Source organism: Bacillus sp. D386 (assembly GCF_006346415.1).
The window spans coordinates 589,154-604,784 of sequence record NZ_VEMV01000003.1 but is presented as its reverse complement, the minus strand read 5'-3'; the positions used below and the strand labels follow the sequence as shown (position 1 = coordinate 604,784).

12 protein-coding genes and 2 pseudogenes are annotated in these 15,631 nt (G+C 35.0%); 1 reads left to right on the top strand and 13 read right to left on the bottom strand.

Annotated elements, in window-relative coordinates:
• Nucleotides 1–104: 104 nt before the first annotated feature.
• A complete protein-coding gene (locus FHY45_RS11595) occupies nt 105–1,424 on the bottom strand; it encodes an MFS transporter (protein WP_139891932.1) in 1,320 nt (439 codons plus the stop codon).
• Nucleotides 1,425–1,708: 284 nt separating this feature from the next.
• On the bottom strand, nt 1,709–2,392 hold the full coding sequence (locus tag FHY45_RS11590; RefSeq protein WP_180349957.1) for a GntR family transcriptional regulator: 684 nt from the start codon (nt 2,390–2,392) through the stop codon (nt 1,709–1,711).
• A 325-nt stretch (nt 2,393–2,717) separates the two neighbouring features.
• Here FHY45_RS11590 and mbcS point away from each other — a divergent pair, with 325 nt between their 5' ends.
• Nucleotides 2,718–4,298 (top strand): acyl-CoA synthetase MbcS, encoded by a 1,581-nt coding sequence (gene mbcS, locus FHY45_RS11585; RefSeq protein WP_139891930.1) that lies wholly within the window; start codon nt 2,718–2,720, stop codon nt 4,296–4,298.
• Nucleotides 4,299–4,386: 88 nt separating this feature from the next.
• Here the strand turns inward: mbcS and FHY45_RS11580 are convergent, their stop codons facing one another.
• The 11 genes and pseudogenes from FHY45_RS11580 to FHY45_RS11535 form a co-directional block, all read right to left on the bottom strand.
• A complete protein-coding gene (locus FHY45_RS11580; RefSeq protein WP_066103785.1) occupies nt 4,387–4,836 on the bottom strand; it encodes an OsmC family protein in 450 nt (149 codons plus the stop codon).
• Between the two features lie 95 nt (nt 4,837–4,931).
• On the bottom strand, nt 4,932–5,090 hold the full coding sequence (locus FHY45_RS20560) for a hypothetical protein (protein WP_175354256.1): 159 nt from the start codon (nt 5,088–5,090) through the stop codon (nt 4,932–4,934).
• Nucleotides 5,091–5,459: 369 nt separating this feature from the next.
• Nucleotides 5,460–6,127 (bottom strand): annotated as a pseudogene (locus FHY45_RS11575) (vWA domain-containing protein).
• Between the two features lie 50 nt (nt 6,128–6,177).
• Nucleotides 6,178–6,807: pseudogene (locus FHY45_RS11570) on the bottom strand (TerD family protein); the annotation flags it as partial.
• 199 nt (nt 6,808–7,006) lie between these two features.
• Nucleotides 7,007–8,089: a toxic anion resistance protein gene (locus FHY45_RS11565; protein ID WP_139891928.1), complete on the bottom strand. Its 1,083-nt coding sequence runs from the start codon at nt 8,087–8,089 to the stop codon at nt 7,007–7,009.
• A gap of 54 nt (nt 8,090–8,143) precedes the next feature.
• The gene (locus FHY45_RS11560) at nt 8,144–9,769 is read right to left on the bottom strand and encodes a YceG family protein (RefSeq protein ID WP_066103779.1); all 1,626 of its coding nucleotides are present in this window, start codon (nt 9,767–9,769) and stop codon (nt 8,144–8,146) included.
• A gap of 313 nt (nt 9,770–10,082) precedes the next feature.
• Complete coding sequence (locus FHY45_RS11555; protein ID WP_225983722.1) at nt 10,083–10,871, bottom strand: HAD family hydrolase; 789 nt, start codon at nt 10,869–10,871, stop codon at nt 10,083–10,085.
• A 16-nt stretch (nt 10,872–10,887) separates the two neighbouring features.
• The gene (locus FHY45_RS11550; RefSeq protein ID WP_139891926.1) at nt 10,888–11,997 is read right to left on the bottom strand and encodes a cysteine protease StiP family protein; all 1,110 of its coding nucleotides are present in this window, start codon (nt 11,995–11,997) and stop codon (nt 10,888–10,890) included.
• Nucleotides 11,998–12,110: 113 nt separating this feature from the next.
• The gene (locus FHY45_RS11545) at nt 12,111–13,499 is read right to left on the bottom strand and encodes a phosphoribosyltransferase family protein (protein WP_139891925.1); all 1,389 of its coding nucleotides are present in this window, start codon (nt 13,497–13,499) and stop codon (nt 12,111–12,113) included.
• A 1-nt stretch (nt 13,500) separates the two neighbouring features.
• On the bottom strand, nt 13,501–14,709 hold the full coding sequence (locus FHY45_RS11540; RefSeq protein WP_139891924.1) for an HpcH/HpaI aldolase/citrate lyase family protein: 1,209 nt from the start codon (nt 14,707–14,709) through the stop codon (nt 13,501–13,503).
• A 78-nt stretch (nt 14,710–14,787) separates the two neighbouring features.
• Entirely contained in the window at nt 14,788–15,519 is a 732-nt protein-coding gene (locus FHY45_RS11535; protein ID WP_373925477.1) for a TerC family protein, read from the bottom strand.
• Nucleotides 15,520–15,631: the final 112 nt, after the last annotated feature.

Genomic DNA, 15,631 nt, shown 5'->3' with positions numbered 1-15,631 from the left:
GTTTTGGATATCATGTATGAAAAAAGATAGCTTCGGTTTTGCTCAGAAGCTATCTTTTAATTTGTTTTGTCTATTTTAATAAATGCTTTTGTTGAACATTTATATTAGAGTATATTACTTTCTTCCTTGACTCCAATGGTTCCATGTTTACTCGGACCGTGGTTTAACGTAATAAGCGTCAGCAAACTAATAATCATAAATCCTGCTATCATCAGCATTCCTTGTTGTAAATTTAAAATCCCCAATATCATTGGACCGATAAAACCACCTAAAGATGATAGGGTGCTTACTAGAGCAATCCCTGCTGGGGCAGTAGATTCGCTGAAAAAATAGGTTAAATAAGCGTAAAATGAACCTGATATGCCATACAAACCTGCTGATGTAACGGAAAGCGTTAAAATCATTAATGGTACGCTAGTTACAAAAGCGCATCCTATCAATCCGATCATGGCAATTGATACACAAGCAGCTAAGTGGTGTTTATATTTGTTGGTCCTATCTGCATTCCATCCGACAAATAAAATTGACGGAATGGCGATTAATGAAGGTATCATTGCTAACCAACCAACTTCCATGTTAGAAGTACCTGCTACTGAAAGATTTTTAATTATGGTTGGTATCCAAAAATTTAAGCCATTTACAGCAACAAATCCTGCTATATTAAAGACTGCTAATTTCCAAACCTTCGAATCCTTTAGCATACCCAAATGTGAGGTTTTATTGTGCGTTGCAGCTACCTTTCTTTCTTTTTCTAACTCATCTTCAAGCCATGTCTTTTCTTCATTTGTCAGCCATTTTGCATCGGTTGGACGATTAGTCAAATAAAACAATACCACTATGCCTAAAACGATTGCAGGCAGTCCTTCGAGAATAAACATCCATCTCCAGCCAGATAATCCTGCCCATGCAATATGATCGATGATCCAAGTAGATAATGGTGCCCCAATTAATGCAGCTAACGGGAGTGCAACAAAAAAAGCAGCTGTTGCTTTTCCACGTTCGCGAACTCGAAACCAATATGTTAAATATAGAATGATCCCCGGAGTAAAACCTGCTTCGGCAACACCGAGTAAAAATCGTAATATATATAGATGTGTAGCGGATTGAACGAAACCGGTTAATACAACGATGATTCCCCAAGTAATCATAATTCGTGAAATCCATAACTTAGCTCCAACCTTATGTAAAATCATATTGCTAGGTACTTCAAACAAGCAGTAACTGATATAAAATATTCCTGATAGAAATCCAAATACTTCTGCTGATAAAGCAAGTTCAGCATTCATTTCTAATGCAGCATACCCCATGTTCACCCTGTCCAGAAAAGCAACAACATATAAAATTAAAATAAATGGTAGTATCCTTCGCATTGTTTTCTTTAACGTGGATTTTTTAATATCTTGTATATTTACACTCTCATCCATGTTTATCTCCTCCTGTTTAATTATAAAGCGCTTTCATTTTATGCGATTAATTTAAATTACTAACATATATGTCTTATCGCATTTGTAATATCCCTCCTTTTATGGTTCATGAAATAGATAACTAGTGTATTAAAGAATAATTGTATACAATTATTGGTAAGCTAATTCTATGCAAATTTTCCTTATGTGTCAACACCGAAGACAGAATTATCAAATAAATATAACTATTAATTCAAAGACTAAAAAATAACCACTATATTTAATATCTATAGTGGTGTGCTTATCTATTCATATTCATTAATATGACTTGTAATCGATTTTAGTGCTGCGGCTAAACTATTATGTATATGTTGCTTCATTAAGCTCTCTGCTTTTGTTGGATTCCGTTCTGCGATTGCTTCAGTTAATCTCTTATGTTCAAAGGCAGCTTCCATACTTCTAGTCATGCTATCCTTCGGCCCAAGTCTACGATAACGCGAGATTTTATCATTCATATTCCTTAATATTTTTACAGCAGTATGATTTCCGCTGATTTTGTATAGCAAGGAATGAATTTCGCTTCCGTAATTAACTACATACTCCCTACGATCGGTTAAAGCTGCTTCGTTCAGCAAATTTGTATATAATTGCAGTTTCTGAATTTCATCCTCATTTACCTTAATCGCTGCCTCTTTTGCTATTAACCCTTCCAGTAATCCTCTGATATTATAAATTTCTTTTGCCTCTTGTATAGAAATCGGTGCTACTTTAAGTCTACCATTAGGCTGTCGAATGATAAGTTCTTCTATCTCTAATCTTTGTAATGCTTCGCGTAATGGTGTTCTGCTAATCCCTAAATCCGAAGCAGTTTTTATTTCATTTATTGGTTGAAGAGGTTTCAATTCACTTAAAATAATTTGTTTTTTAATTTCTTGATAAACAAAATCTTTTGTAGATAATCTGCGATTATCCATTAGAGGTGAGTCCATTATTTCTCCTCCCTTCTGAAAATGCACGACAAAGTATATCTCTACTTTTATACTAAACATATTTATCTGATTGCGCAAAATATAATAGGTATAATTGTATACGATAAAATTTTTATAAATTGAATTAATTCCCTCAATAAAACTTATTATCTTTAATCAAATTGTATTGGTGACCTCTGCTTAATCTCTCCATAAACAAACTCTTATCCACTTTCCTTTACATGTCTAGAAAAAATAGCTAAAATTGTTTTTAATACCTGATACTAAAAGTTGCATATGACAACAGGTATCATATACTTGATTCGTATTTTAGGAGGATTTTTTTATGAAAAGAGAAGAATTAATAGCTCCTCATGTCTATAATTTAACAACTGAAATTGAGCGTTATACCAATGATCCAGAGAAATTGGCTCTAAAGTGGGAGAATCAGGATGGTCTGACTAGATCAATTACATATAAACAATTAGTCGAAGAAGCTAATAAAATAGGAAATGTATTTGCTGAAGCGGGATTACAAATGGGAGATAAAATACTGGTGATTGTTCCCCGTATAATCGAGGCTTATGCCATCTATATGGCAGCATTGAAATCCGGTATTGTACTTATTCCATGTTCAGAAATGCTCCGTGCAAAAGATTTGGCTTTTAGAATCCAGCATGCTGAAGCCCGAGCGGTTGTCTGTTATGAAAAATTCACAGCTGAAATTGATGCGGTGCCTGACTCTGATAAGCTGATTAAATTCAGTGTTGGCGATGTTAAAGATCAATGGATTTCACTAGATGAAAAAGTGAAAACAGCTTCCTCTCAATTTAAAGCTGCCAACACCACCAGGGATGATATTGCTTTGTTATCCTATACTTCCGGCACAACAGGCAATCCAAAGGCAGTTGTACATACTCACGCCTGGGGCTATGCTCATTTGAAAACAGCTGCAAAGAATTGGATGTCTATCAATGAAAATGACCTAGTGTGGGCAACAGCCGCTCCTGGATGGCAAAAATGGGTGTGGAGTCCCTTCCTATCGGTACTTGGAACAGGAGCAACGGGCTTCGTGTATAATGGAAAATTCAATGCTGATACCTTTTTAGCTTTGCTAGATAAATATCGAATTAATGTTTTCTGCTGTACACCTACTGAATATCGGTTAATTGTAAAAAGTGAAAATCTACATAAGTACAAATTACCTTATCTCCATAGCGCAATTTCCGCTGGTGAAGCACTAAATACAGAGGTAATAAATGCTTTTTACAATCAGTTTAATGTAACGATTCGCAATGGTTATGGACAAACCGAGAGTACATTATTAATCGGCCAATTAAAAGATATCCCAAATAAGCCTGGTTCCATGGGTAAAGCTACACCGGGAAATATAGTAGAAATTGTCGATGAAAATGGGCAGCTGTGCCAAGCAGGTGAAGTTGGTAATATAGGTGTTCATCTTAGTACACCTGCTCTGTTTAAAGAATATTATAAAGATCCGGAACGTACACTTTCGCAAAGAAAAGGTGAATACTTTATTACAGGTGACCGAGCTTTAAAAGATGAAGAAGGTTTCTTTTGGTTTGAGGGTAGAAGCGACGATATTATTATTAGCTCTGGATATACAATCGGGCCGTTCGAGGTGGAAGATGCTTTAATTAAGCATCCTGCCGTGAAGGAATGTGCAGTCGTAGGAAGTCCTGATGCGATTAGAGGAAATATTGTTAAAGCCTTTATCGTCCTAACAGACTCTTATAAACACCATTCAGAAAAAGAACTGATTGCAGATCTTCAGAGTTTTGTAAAAACGTTAACCGCTCCATATAAATATCCGAGGAGCATTGAATTTACCGAGGCGCTACCAAAAACGACTTCAGGAAAGATTCGTCATGTACAATTAAGAGAAATGGAACTAAGTAAAGACTAAATATCAAACGACCCGACTTCTAAGTAAGTTGGGTTTTTTGTCTCTATATAAATAAAAACCGTCACTAATACCGCGACGGTGTAAAATTTTATTTTGTTTGTGTGACCTTAACGCCTTTTGATACAACTTTTGTTGGATTGATTAAGGTATCAAGTGCTGGGCAATGTGCTTCTATATAACGGATAAATTCCTCGATTTTTTCTTGAGGCGCATTAGACTCCATATGGACGAAATAACGAATTTCCTCTAAACCAACTTTTGCACCTGGTTTTCCCTTGTAACCGCCCGTATCTAAATCACCTTCAAGCTCGATCACTAAACGATCGTATTGAATTCCCATTTTATCCGCATAACTTTGAGCCATAATGGTTTGACAAGCACCGAGTGATGAAAGAAGGAGTTCTAATGGGTTCATGCCAAGATCTGTTCCTCCTGCTCTTTCCGGTTCATCAATTGTCACCTTATGTCCCCTTGCTTCGACCTCGACCTGTACATTATTAATTAAAGTTGCTTTTGATTTCAGTGTCGTTTTTGCCATCATCAAGCTCCTTTTACACGTAGTATATGAAAATGAATAGCTCTCTCACGTTACTGATCCGTTAAAACGATATGTTTGTAGATTGTGATTTTCTTTTATTTCTTTTTGTGGTGATCCGATTCTTTTCGTATCGTCCCGATTTTCTTATCACTGCGTGTATCCCTGCCATTACGATTTCGAATGGTCCCGGGTGTGAGCTCATATTCTTTTTCAAAATTGCCTAATCTGCAATCGTCACTTGTCTGTTTTGTCAATATAGTTCACCCCTATATAATTGATATCTGATTATATAGGTTAATACCACGAAATATACGATTCTATTCATAGGATCGAATAGACTGCAAAACAAGGTGCGAACATATATTCTTTTTATTAAAAATAGCATTTTGTAAAAATTACAGTCATAATCTCTAATTTTTCGAACTTTTATAAAGAAAATAGCCAATGTTCGTGTTTTTCGCCAACTCGTTGGTGTCCGGTCGGTGGAGCAACCGCACTTAGCTTCTCTAAATACGAATGAAACCATTTCATAAACATATAACGTTTGTGTTTTTGTGTGGTATCATTCAAAAATTATTATAGAGATTAATCCTTGTTAAGGAAATATAGAGCTTTTGAGTATATTATCTCAAGATCCCCTTTTGCTTTGCTTCCTCTAACCATTGTGGAAATTCGTTTAATAATTGATCGAACAATTCTTCATCGGACACATCTTCCAAATTATATAGATGAAAGAAATTTGCATTAACCACAAGTCGGCCTTCCATTGTATCCAGCTTTCTTAACACATCAAAATTAGAATCACCTATACCTACAAACTGCCAGAAAATCGGCATTTTTGAAGAATTTGCAATAATCTTTTTAATACCTGATTTACATCCGCCATCATTAATAAATACTAAAAAGACTGGCTCATCTGCTGGTTCTTCTTTCATATATTTATGTATAACATCTTTCATAACTTGTGGTTCGTCATTTCTTCCAAACTTATGTATGGACTGATTATTTACTATCTTATCATTGACATAATTGACAAAATCCTTTTCTGTAACAACAGGCAGCCTGGAAAATTCATTGTCATAGACCCATACATCCAATGAACCGTTATCATTAAATTGGCTTGCTACAGCCAGGATTCTCTCTACTGTTCCTGGACAACCCCGTCACGGTATAAAGCTCGCATAGAACCTGATATGTCTAACACAACTCCTACTCTGGCTACAACGCCTTGTAATTTCTTCTTCTCTAAAACAACTTTAGCAATATTCTTTTTTAATAAGATCGGCTGCATCCGTAACTCTCCCTTGTTATTTTTTAAATTGCTATCTGTGGTACAATCTTTTATTTTGAACCACTTACCCAGTTCATACCCCAATTAAAAGCACGATCCATATCCTGATGACCCTTAAAGTACTCTACTAGTCTTTCCACCTTGAATGTTTCGTTGTTAACATTTTCTATCATTGCTATTGCACACATATTTTTCCCGTTCAGATGTTCATCTAGTTTTACTTCTACATCGGAACCTCCAGGATACTTAAGAGTTGCGACACCGTCTGCCTGAGACCAATTAGCTACTCCTTGATATATAAATGCATATACTAAAATTCGCTTGATTTCGGTGACTTTATCTCCGTTAATCCGAAGATTTTCTCCGCCTATGGCACTTCCCGTACGGTCATCAGCATCCAATTTTATAAAAGGTCTTGCGTTATAATTGCCAAAAGCATTGCCAAGAGCTTGGACACAGCCTTTTTCTCCATTTTTCATTTCAAATAAACAACCAAGATCAAGGTCGACATTATTAGACTTACCGAATAAAGCAGACATGAATCCACCGGATTTAGGAGCACTTTTTTGATTCCAATTTAGGTTTACGAGCAGTTCTCCGAGTGATTGATTCGTACTTTTTGTTAGATTGATATTTTGTCCTTTTTTCTTTAATTCAATTTTATTTAAGTTAACCATTATATTACACCTTCCTTATTTGTATTTTATTTACATAAATTAATTATATTTTAATTTACAAATTTTAGATAGAAAAAGAATCATATTAAGTCGATATTTCAAATGAATCGATAAAAAAGCTAATATTCACTCGAATTACCAGCCAATTGGTGATATAGAATATAAAAAAAACCCTATCTTCACTATAGATAGGGGTAATCGGTTAGGATTGGGATAGGACGCGTTTCGCATCCTCTCTAATCGTTTCCAAACGTTTTTTATCTTCAATCCGTTGCATGGACTGTTCTTCTTTAACCTTTTTATATTCATCTATTCCTTTAACAATCGTATCCCACATATTTTCAATGGTATCCATTTTAATACTAGAGCTACCGGAACGCTGAGCAATCTCAATGCTTTGATTCATAATATCGCTAGTGACATCCTTTAACATTTGATTCGTGCGATCTTCAAATGCATTCAATGAATCTGAATGTACTTTTTGACGTTTTGCACTGACCGTATTAATAATGCCCATTTTAAAAATCGGAATGGTTGTCACAAAGGCGCTATTTATTTTTGCAACTAAATCATTATTACCGCGTTGCATTGTTTTAATTTGTGGAGCGGCAATAACAGCTACCATACGGGCTTTTTCTAAATCATCAATTTTTCTTTCTAATAATTCTTTGACTGTACGAAGATTTTCCAGCTCCATCCGAGCCATTTGATTGCCTGAATTAACTCGTTGTTCGCACTCGGGGATTAACGTCTGATTTACTTCCTCTAATTTCATTTCAGCAGCTACTACATATTTTTCTAATTCGAAATAATATTCAATATCTTCTTCATATAAGCCTTCGAGGTTTTGATTTGTCCGCTTTAATTCATCCTCAATCATCGCAAATTCTCTATGAATTTTATCAAGCTCTCCACCTAATGTTTGATATTTTTTAAAGAGAGCTTCCGTGGTCACCTTCGCTTTTTTAAATAGTTTTGCGATGAAATTAGGTTCTTTCATGATTTCGTTTTTATCAAATCGTTTCATTAATTTCTCTAATTGAATTAATAATTCACCGGATTCATCAATTTTTGAAAGTGCCATGGTGTTTAATATTCTGTCTGAAAACTGAGAAAGTCGTTCTGCGGGTGCTCTCCCAAGTGATAATAATTCATTTTGATTTCGAAGATCCATATTTTCTACAATTTGAAGAACCTGTGCTTCATTGCGCAGCTGCATTCTAACTTCATTAGCAGACTGTTCTGTCAGATCTGTATTTTGTTTTATCTGTAATTCATTTACCATTAGTAATTTCCCCAATCATTGGAATATTTGTTGATTCAGCCTTATAGATATCAGTCAAAATATTCTTTTAATAATCTTTTTAATGAATGATTTTTCTTCTTGCTGAAAGTCTGGAATTTCTTGTTCAAAAACAATATCTTCTAGCCAATGGGTATCGTAATGAGATGGGTCTACAAAATTTTCTATATCGGTTTGTCCTGCTGGATGGTATAACACAATATCTACGCCAAATTCATTTAAAAACAGCAGCAGTGCTGCATCCTCACGGGTAAATGTACTGTTAGTTCCCATATTGTATAGAACGATTCTGGGCACATCTTGAGAATAATCGAATTGTTGTAATTGTTTCAGAAAATCTTCAGGAATCAAACTCGCTTGTTTAAATAAAAATAATTGCAAATCATATTCTGTTTCATGATTCAGCTTTAGTAATTTAGGATGTTCACAGTACTCTTTAATCGTCCAGGCGATGGCCCTTTGCAGCTCAATCGGCAAATTTCCATATCTCCACCAATTTCCTGCGAGCATTTTTTCGGGTGACAGTGCGCCATCTTTATCTAAGGAATGCTGAAAGTGAAAATGATAATTGGCTTTTGTCTTTGTCGTGAAAGGAAATTCGCGAATGTTTTTCGAGAGTGAAGAATCCTTGAGACCCTTCATTTTAGACCAATAATCCGCTCGATCTCGTGAAACTCCATTGATTTTTGTGAATATGACAGGAATGATTACTCGATCCTTATCAATTTTAAATTGAGGCCTAATCATTGCTTTTTCTTTTGCATATATAAATACATCATCATAGGTCATTCTTAATGTTGTAGATGAAGGCTTGAAATTTCTAAATTGCCAAGGTTTATAAATACCAGACTCATGATCATTTAACATGATTTCAAGCTGTTTGTTGGCTCGATACGCTACAGTTGTTTGCCGCTCTCTTTCTTTCGTAGGGAATGGTTCTAGCTTCCCTTTATTCGTATACACATAGGGTAGTGAAAATTCATTTTCTCGATCAAGATCGCTAAAAAAGTCTGTGCCGGCAGGATGCAAAATTAAAACATCACAACCAAATTCCATGAGCAGTAATAAAAAATATTGCTGACTTAAGGATAGATCTCCATACCAAACGACTTTCGGAAAATCTGAACCTATTTGGAGGTCTTTAGACCATTTTTCCCAATGATTTTTAAGCCACTTAATCATATCGATGATAAATCTGCGGAATTCAGGTGAGAGCAACCCGCTCTTCTGTTTATCTTTAAAATGTTCAACCACTTTAATGATTGATATTTGTACATGCCTGTTAATGGTAGAATCCGTATGCTTAGGTATTAAGTTTTTACCATAAAAAATGGCTATCAATCGTTTAATTGATAATCCTTTATTTTCTGTCCGATGTAAGTTTAAAACATCCTGTATAGTTTGGAAGACCTGATTATCGATTGTTTTATCCAATTCTTCACTTAACACATGTATAAAAGGTTTTTGGTGCATGTCGTATAAGGAGTTATAGTATTCATCTTCGTCGAGCGGAATACCTAATACTCGGAGACTGATTCTTTGAAAACGAAAAGTTGATTCATCTAAATGATAGGATGGTCTTGTACGAATAGAAGAAAGAAATAACTCTAACCATTCTGCTGTAGATTTGTTTAATAAAGGTTCTATTTTTATGTAATTCAATATTTAAACTCCTTTCTCTAAGATGATTCGTACATTAATATTATATATCTATTTTTTTACAGTTGCGCTAAGAGTTTCGGGAAATCTGCTCTTTTTTTACAAAAAATATAACTTTTGCAGATTATTATACACTCGTAATTAGTCCATTTTTCTATAAACTAAAAAATCTATGATATTTTTAGTCAATTACATAGATGTTTTTTAGGAATCGCTATTCAGTTAGAAATAAACTTACTAAAACAATTGAAAGAATGAGCTGGTAACCCAGTGGGATTGTACTTTATACTCTTACTCCCACCGGGTTACAGCTTTTTTACAGGCTCAGGAGATTTTTAATTAAATCCTCTGTGGAAGCTGCTCCTTTACCTTTTAACCAGTTTATTTTTGGATCGTTGGGTTTGACATCGTAAAGCTCTCCGTGCTTTAGACTATATCCTTTATCGGCAATCGCGATCATATCATAATCCATAAGGGAATCCCCGGCAGCAGTGTGAATATCATAGTCCAGCCGCTTTTTTAAATGCTCCACTGCAAAAACTTTATTTAAATTACTTGGCAGTATATAGAGTTTTCTTCCGTGCAAAAATGTTCTCCATCCGATTTTGTTTAATTCATCTTCAAAGGACAGCAGTTCTTGATGTGGTAAGGTATCTTTATTTACATGGTACATATAGAACAAGGAATCGATATAAAACTCACGCTCAACCCAGGAATCATGACGGATCTTTGCGAACGTATTTAGCATGTCATGATGTGGAAGTGAAGTAACAGAGAGATGGTTTTTAATAAAATCGTCCCACTCTGAGTCAGGCTTTCCATCTACTAAAATCGTTCCGCCATTGCTCACAATCGCATATTTAGGTTTTATTTTCTGTTGAAATACTTCAATTCTCTCATATTGATATAGTGCTCTTGTCGTTACTGGTACAAATAGATGTTGTTGATTAAATTGTTGTAAAAGGTCAATAGAAGTTTGAGACATATAGGTAATAACCTGATCATCTTTAAATTCGACTGGTGTTATTTGATTATCGATGGGGTACTTGTCCATCATATTTTTTGAATAAATTAAAGTTCTGTCTAAATCGGATGTAAATAAAATAATAGTAATCCCTTCCTTATACCTCTTTTATAATTCCGCAGCATGTATAGGACATATCCCTGAATTCCTCAACCGGTACATTTCGCTCTTTAGCCAAAAACAAAATATGTGATAAATCATTTGAATGATTAGGATTGATTAGGATTTTCCAGGGTATTCTTCGCAATAAAACACGTGTTGTTTCTCCAACACCTGGTTTGATAAAATGTGTATTGCTAATATTGTAGATGTTTTGAATTCTTTCAATAGAATCCATCCCGAGCCACGTAGGTGTTTTATCTTCTTGACGTAATTGTTCCAAGGATTGTTTCACTTGCTCTTCTACTTTCCCAAAATCCTCGCTAATCGTATCCACATAAAAATTCGATAAATCTGCATCCGCTAATTCTTTATAAAACTTTGCACCATGAAAGTCATCCTTGCTCATGAATTCATAGTTTAATACAGTACGACTTACTAATCCTGATACCGTAGAGTTTAAACAAGCGGATGGGATTAAAAAGTCATCTCTTGTTCCATATATATCTACACAATGCCCTGGATCGGCTAACACGGCTAATGAAGGATCAATATAATTCGAGTGAGTTGAATTATATTTCTCGCATGCTTCAGCTAATTCAAACGTAATAGCTCCTTTTCCTGTCCAGCCGTCTATTACCTGAATGTTCGCATGAGAATGCTGCTCAAAAATATAATCAATAGCTGCCTCATCAATGCCTCTGCCGCGAATGATAGATATAGAATAGTGAGGAACATTGATTTGATATTTATAGGCGTAATAACGTTTAATCAACACTCCAATTGGTGTTCCAGCTCTTGCTAAGCTGACTAAAACTAAGTTATCCATTCCTTTACGTTCAATAATCTGTTCGGCCACTGTTCCAATAGCCACAGCTAGACGCTCTGAATATTTTTTTAATGTATCATGAAATAAATTTATATATTCTTTTGGAGGATGATATTCGACAGGGAGCATTTCCGAATAGTGTATACCGGATTGGATCAAACTTTCTCTTTCTTCCGTTTTGGTTTCAAAAACGTAATCACTAATATCTCTTAATAAAAATATGGCATCATCTTCGTTGTAGCTTCCCATTTGATCCGGTATTAGTTTTCGTTTAAGCATAAAATCCCTCCTGGTTGTATAGTGGAGCAGTATATAACTATAAAAGTATGAAACTATATATGATATCTAACAGTTCTAGTCCAATTAGAAAGAAAATGGTTGATATGAATTCCTTACTGATTCATTTCCGTTAGAGTGATGACAGTAATGAAATTAATTCCGGTTTGTTTTAATGCGGATAGTATGGAATTTAATGACTCATGAGATGAGTTTCTTTCAATAAAAATAAATATCTCGTCATAGCGATTGATTTCAATATTATATAAGTAATTTACGACCCCTTTATTTTCAGGACTATCGAAAGTGAATTTATTATGAATTAGGTAATCACTCTTTTCTAAAGAGTATATTGGACTTCGAGTAGTAGATTGAAAGTAAACATCACTCCCCATGGACGAAGCAATCATCATAGGTATATACATAAATTCCCCGGTACCTATAGCCAAGGTTCTCTTACCTTTGCGATGCTGTTTCAAAATACCGCCTATCTCTTCAAAAATAGGAGAAAAACTTCTTTCTTCTTCTATATCCAGACCAAATCTCCCTGTAGCCTGTGAATAAGGGGAAGCATTTAGAGACTCATCTGTATTGATAGAAGTAAATTGATTAAAGTGATGGTCTTTAAAATAATGATGGATAGGTATATATGAAACGTGTTGCTCAGAAGTTTGATTAGGAGCAGCAAGTTGGTCCTCCAGCTTTAAATCAGGTTGACCATTAATCGAGATTGTTCCATCCATTAAAGACACTGGATGTACGGTAATCCCTAATTCTTTTTCTATTTGTTGATATTGTGCACGATGCTCAGCTGTGCGCCAATCCAAAATCGATATCAATGTAAATACCTTTTTAGATGGATAAACAGAATTGATTTTTCGGATAATATTGATTGCTGTTTTACCCGTTGTTATTTCATCATCCACTAATACAATTTCTTGGTCGTTATCAAAAAAAGCAGGATCGCTTGAATAGACATAATGGCTGCTGGCATGGGAATGTTCTTCTTCAAAATTAATGATTGAAGGGATTTCAGCTATTTTTTCTCTTGTTGTGTGTATGTATTTTGCATGTTTATCAAAGGAACTAAATACCGCATGGCCCAATGCTGTAGCCGTCTCAGCAAAACCAATAATGGTTAGTGGCTTTGGCAGTTTGATCGGATCTTCTTCAACTAAAAGCAAGGCTTCCTCAATGTTTCCACCAGTTTTTATAGCCTCAGCGATTGCCTCTGCACGCATATCTTTCTTGCCGTAGACGACTTCTAAATATCGCAGGGATAATAAATGACCAACCAGTAGAGGTATTTTAGGGTTAACAGCCAGATGTTTGCCTAAAACCGTACTTACAAATAAAAAATTACGCTTTTTATTGATGCGAGTCGCCATTTTAAATAACTGATTTGTTTCGAAATCATATGGATTATGAAAAACTTCGATCCCAACTGTTAAATCATCCAGTATTTGGTGCGTTACTTCTCTTATATTCACTCTGGTTGCTGTCATTTCATTTCACCTCTAGAATTTGTTCATCATGTCCTTGATTTAAAAGTAAACTAGTAAAATCTTGATCAACATTATATACACCGAATACCTTGGCTCGGAGTAGAATTTTTTTCGCCCAATAATAATGAGGTTTCATTTCATTCATTTTGTTTTCATACATGCTTTTTAATACCCCTGCATCCCCTTCGCGGTTCGCTATGATGCTTATGGCATCTAAATATTCTTCATGTGTAATGGTATATAAAGAATGCACTGCTTTAATATGAGTAGGGTGTATAATGGTTTTTCCGTTAATTCCATTTAATTTATCCAGGAGGACTTCGTTAATTAAACCATCTAAATATTCATTGATTAATTCAGTCCGCTTTACTAGACCGGAGCTACCATATCTTCTTTGAAAAGGAGATACACGCAGTGTTGGTTTTAAGATACGGTTATCTTTTGAGAAGAACTCCCAAACTGGCCCGGAAACTACATATTCATCACCCTGTCTGGTAAAGAGATTGATAATATCCGTGATACAATCTCTTATCACCGACACATCATAAATAGTTGTGTCTACTTTTCTTCGTATACCAAATAAACCGGAAAAATCAGTAGCTCCTATCCGGATGTTTAATATATAGCTCTTATATGAGTCCAATAATTCTTTTATTTTTAATAGAGCATCCATTCGGGTTTCTTTATAAATAATTTCAGCTGACTCCAATATAGGCATACCATATAGTAAGCTATTATTTTTATTGATTTCATCCAGGATTGCTAAAAATTCTTTCCCATTTTCATAATTGAATTTTGGAAAAACAAACCCTGTCAGTATGTACAAATAATCGTTAATGAGCTTAGTTATTCGTCTCATTTGGATTGGGTCCCTTACTCTTATAAAAATAAGCGGCAGTTCATCCATGCTTATTTTGTTTTCCTCAAGATGCTCAGATAGTATAGATAGATGTTCCAGCAATTTGTTTTCAGCATCCACAACTATACAATCAGCAACTGAGTCTTCCAAATCAATCACTAATGAAGTAAGCTCTTGATACTTTTTGTTAATGATATCCTTTGCGATATTCGCTTTTATAGCAGGCATATAAAGAGTGGCACCAAGGGCATAAGCAAGTACCTCTTTATCTGTATATTTCGTAAAAGGCTCCGGTTCCATATAAAAAATCTCTTTCATTTTTATGGATGATTCATAGCTGAAATGTTGCATTCTTATGCTCCTTTCATATAAAAATAAAGACTACTGTTTACGAACACAGTAGCCGTCTTTAATTCAAGCCAGATCTTTTTATTTATCTTTAGATGCAGCCATTTCCGTGTTTTTATCAATATTTTTACCTTTATTGATATAATGAATGATAAAAGTTGCGAGAAAAGCGACAATGATAATCGCAAAAAACACATAATGAGATACATGGAAGCCAAAAACACTTGCAAACATTTTTGCTGAGATAATCCCAATAAGTATAAATGCAGTAGTTTCGAGTTCAGGTACGCGTTCAATTAATGTTAAAAATACACCGGCAACTGTACGCATCATTAGGATTCCTAACATACCGCCAACCAAAAGTACCCATACTTGATCAGATATTGCAAATGCAGCTAATATAGAATCCACTGAGAACGCAATATCCATTAATTCTACTGAAACAACCGTGCTCCAGAATATTCCGATTGTACGTGTAAGCCATGAATTTTTATTAAATTGTTTTACGCCGTCTTCGCCATCTCCGGCTTTTGACCGAAAATGCTGGATTACGATCCATGCTAAGTACGCAGCACCTAAAACTTTAATGAACCAAAATTTAACGAGGTATACGCCTATTCCAATAAATAAGAAACGGAAGAAGTAGGCACCGAACATCCCATACATAAGTGCTCTTTTTCGTTGTTTTTCAGGAAGATGCTTTACTAAAACAGCCAGAACAAGGGCATTATCAGCGGACAATAATCCTTCTATGATTACTAAGGACCCAATTAGTCCCCATGCTACAGGATCAGTTAATACTTCCGCCCACATGTCCAAGTCAAAAAATAAAGCATACGTACTTAAGATTTGTTCTAAAATTTCCAAAGTGTTAACCCTCCGTTGTATATCTTAAAAATAATAGGGGAAAGAAATAATTCCCCCT

What these genes read in the sequence shown, in the direction of transcription:
- FHY45_RS11535 (WP_373925477.1), bottom strand. Translation starts at nt 15,519, where the DNA reads ATGTGGGCGGAAGTATTAACTGATCCTGTAGCATGGGGACTAATTGGG.
- FHY45_RS11565 (WP_139891928.1), bottom strand. Translation starts at nt 8,089, where the DNA reads ATGGTAAATGAATTACAGATAAAACAAAATACAGATCTGACAGAACAG.
- FHY45_RS11550 (WP_139891926.1), bottom strand. Translation starts at nt 11,997, where the DNA reads ATGCTTAAACGAAAACTAATACCGGATCAAATGGGAAGCTACAACGAA.
- FHY45_RS11580 (WP_066103785.1), bottom strand. Translation starts at nt 4,836, where the DNA reads ATGGCAAAAACGACACTGAAATCAAAAGCAACTTTAATTAATAATGTA.
- mbcS (WP_139891930.1), top strand. Translation starts at nt 2,718, where the DNA reads ATGAAAAGAGAAGAATTAATAGCTCCTCATGTCTATAATTTAACAACT.
- FHY45_RS11595 (WP_139891932.1), bottom strand. Translation starts at nt 1,424, where the DNA reads ATGGATGAGAGTGTAAATATACAAGATATTAAAAAATCCACGTTAAAG.
- FHY45_RS11540 (WP_139891924.1), bottom strand. Translation starts at nt 14,709, where the DNA reads ATGCAACATTTCAGCTATGAATCATCCATAAAAATGAAAGAGATTTTT.
- FHY45_RS11545 (WP_139891925.1), bottom strand. Translation starts at nt 13,499, where the DNA reads ATGACAGCAACCAGAGTGAATATAAGAGAAGTAACGCACCAAATACTG.
- FHY45_RS11590 (WP_180349957.1), bottom strand. Translation starts at nt 2,392, where the DNA reads ATGGACTCACCTCTAATGGATAATCGCAGATTATCTACAAAAGATTTT.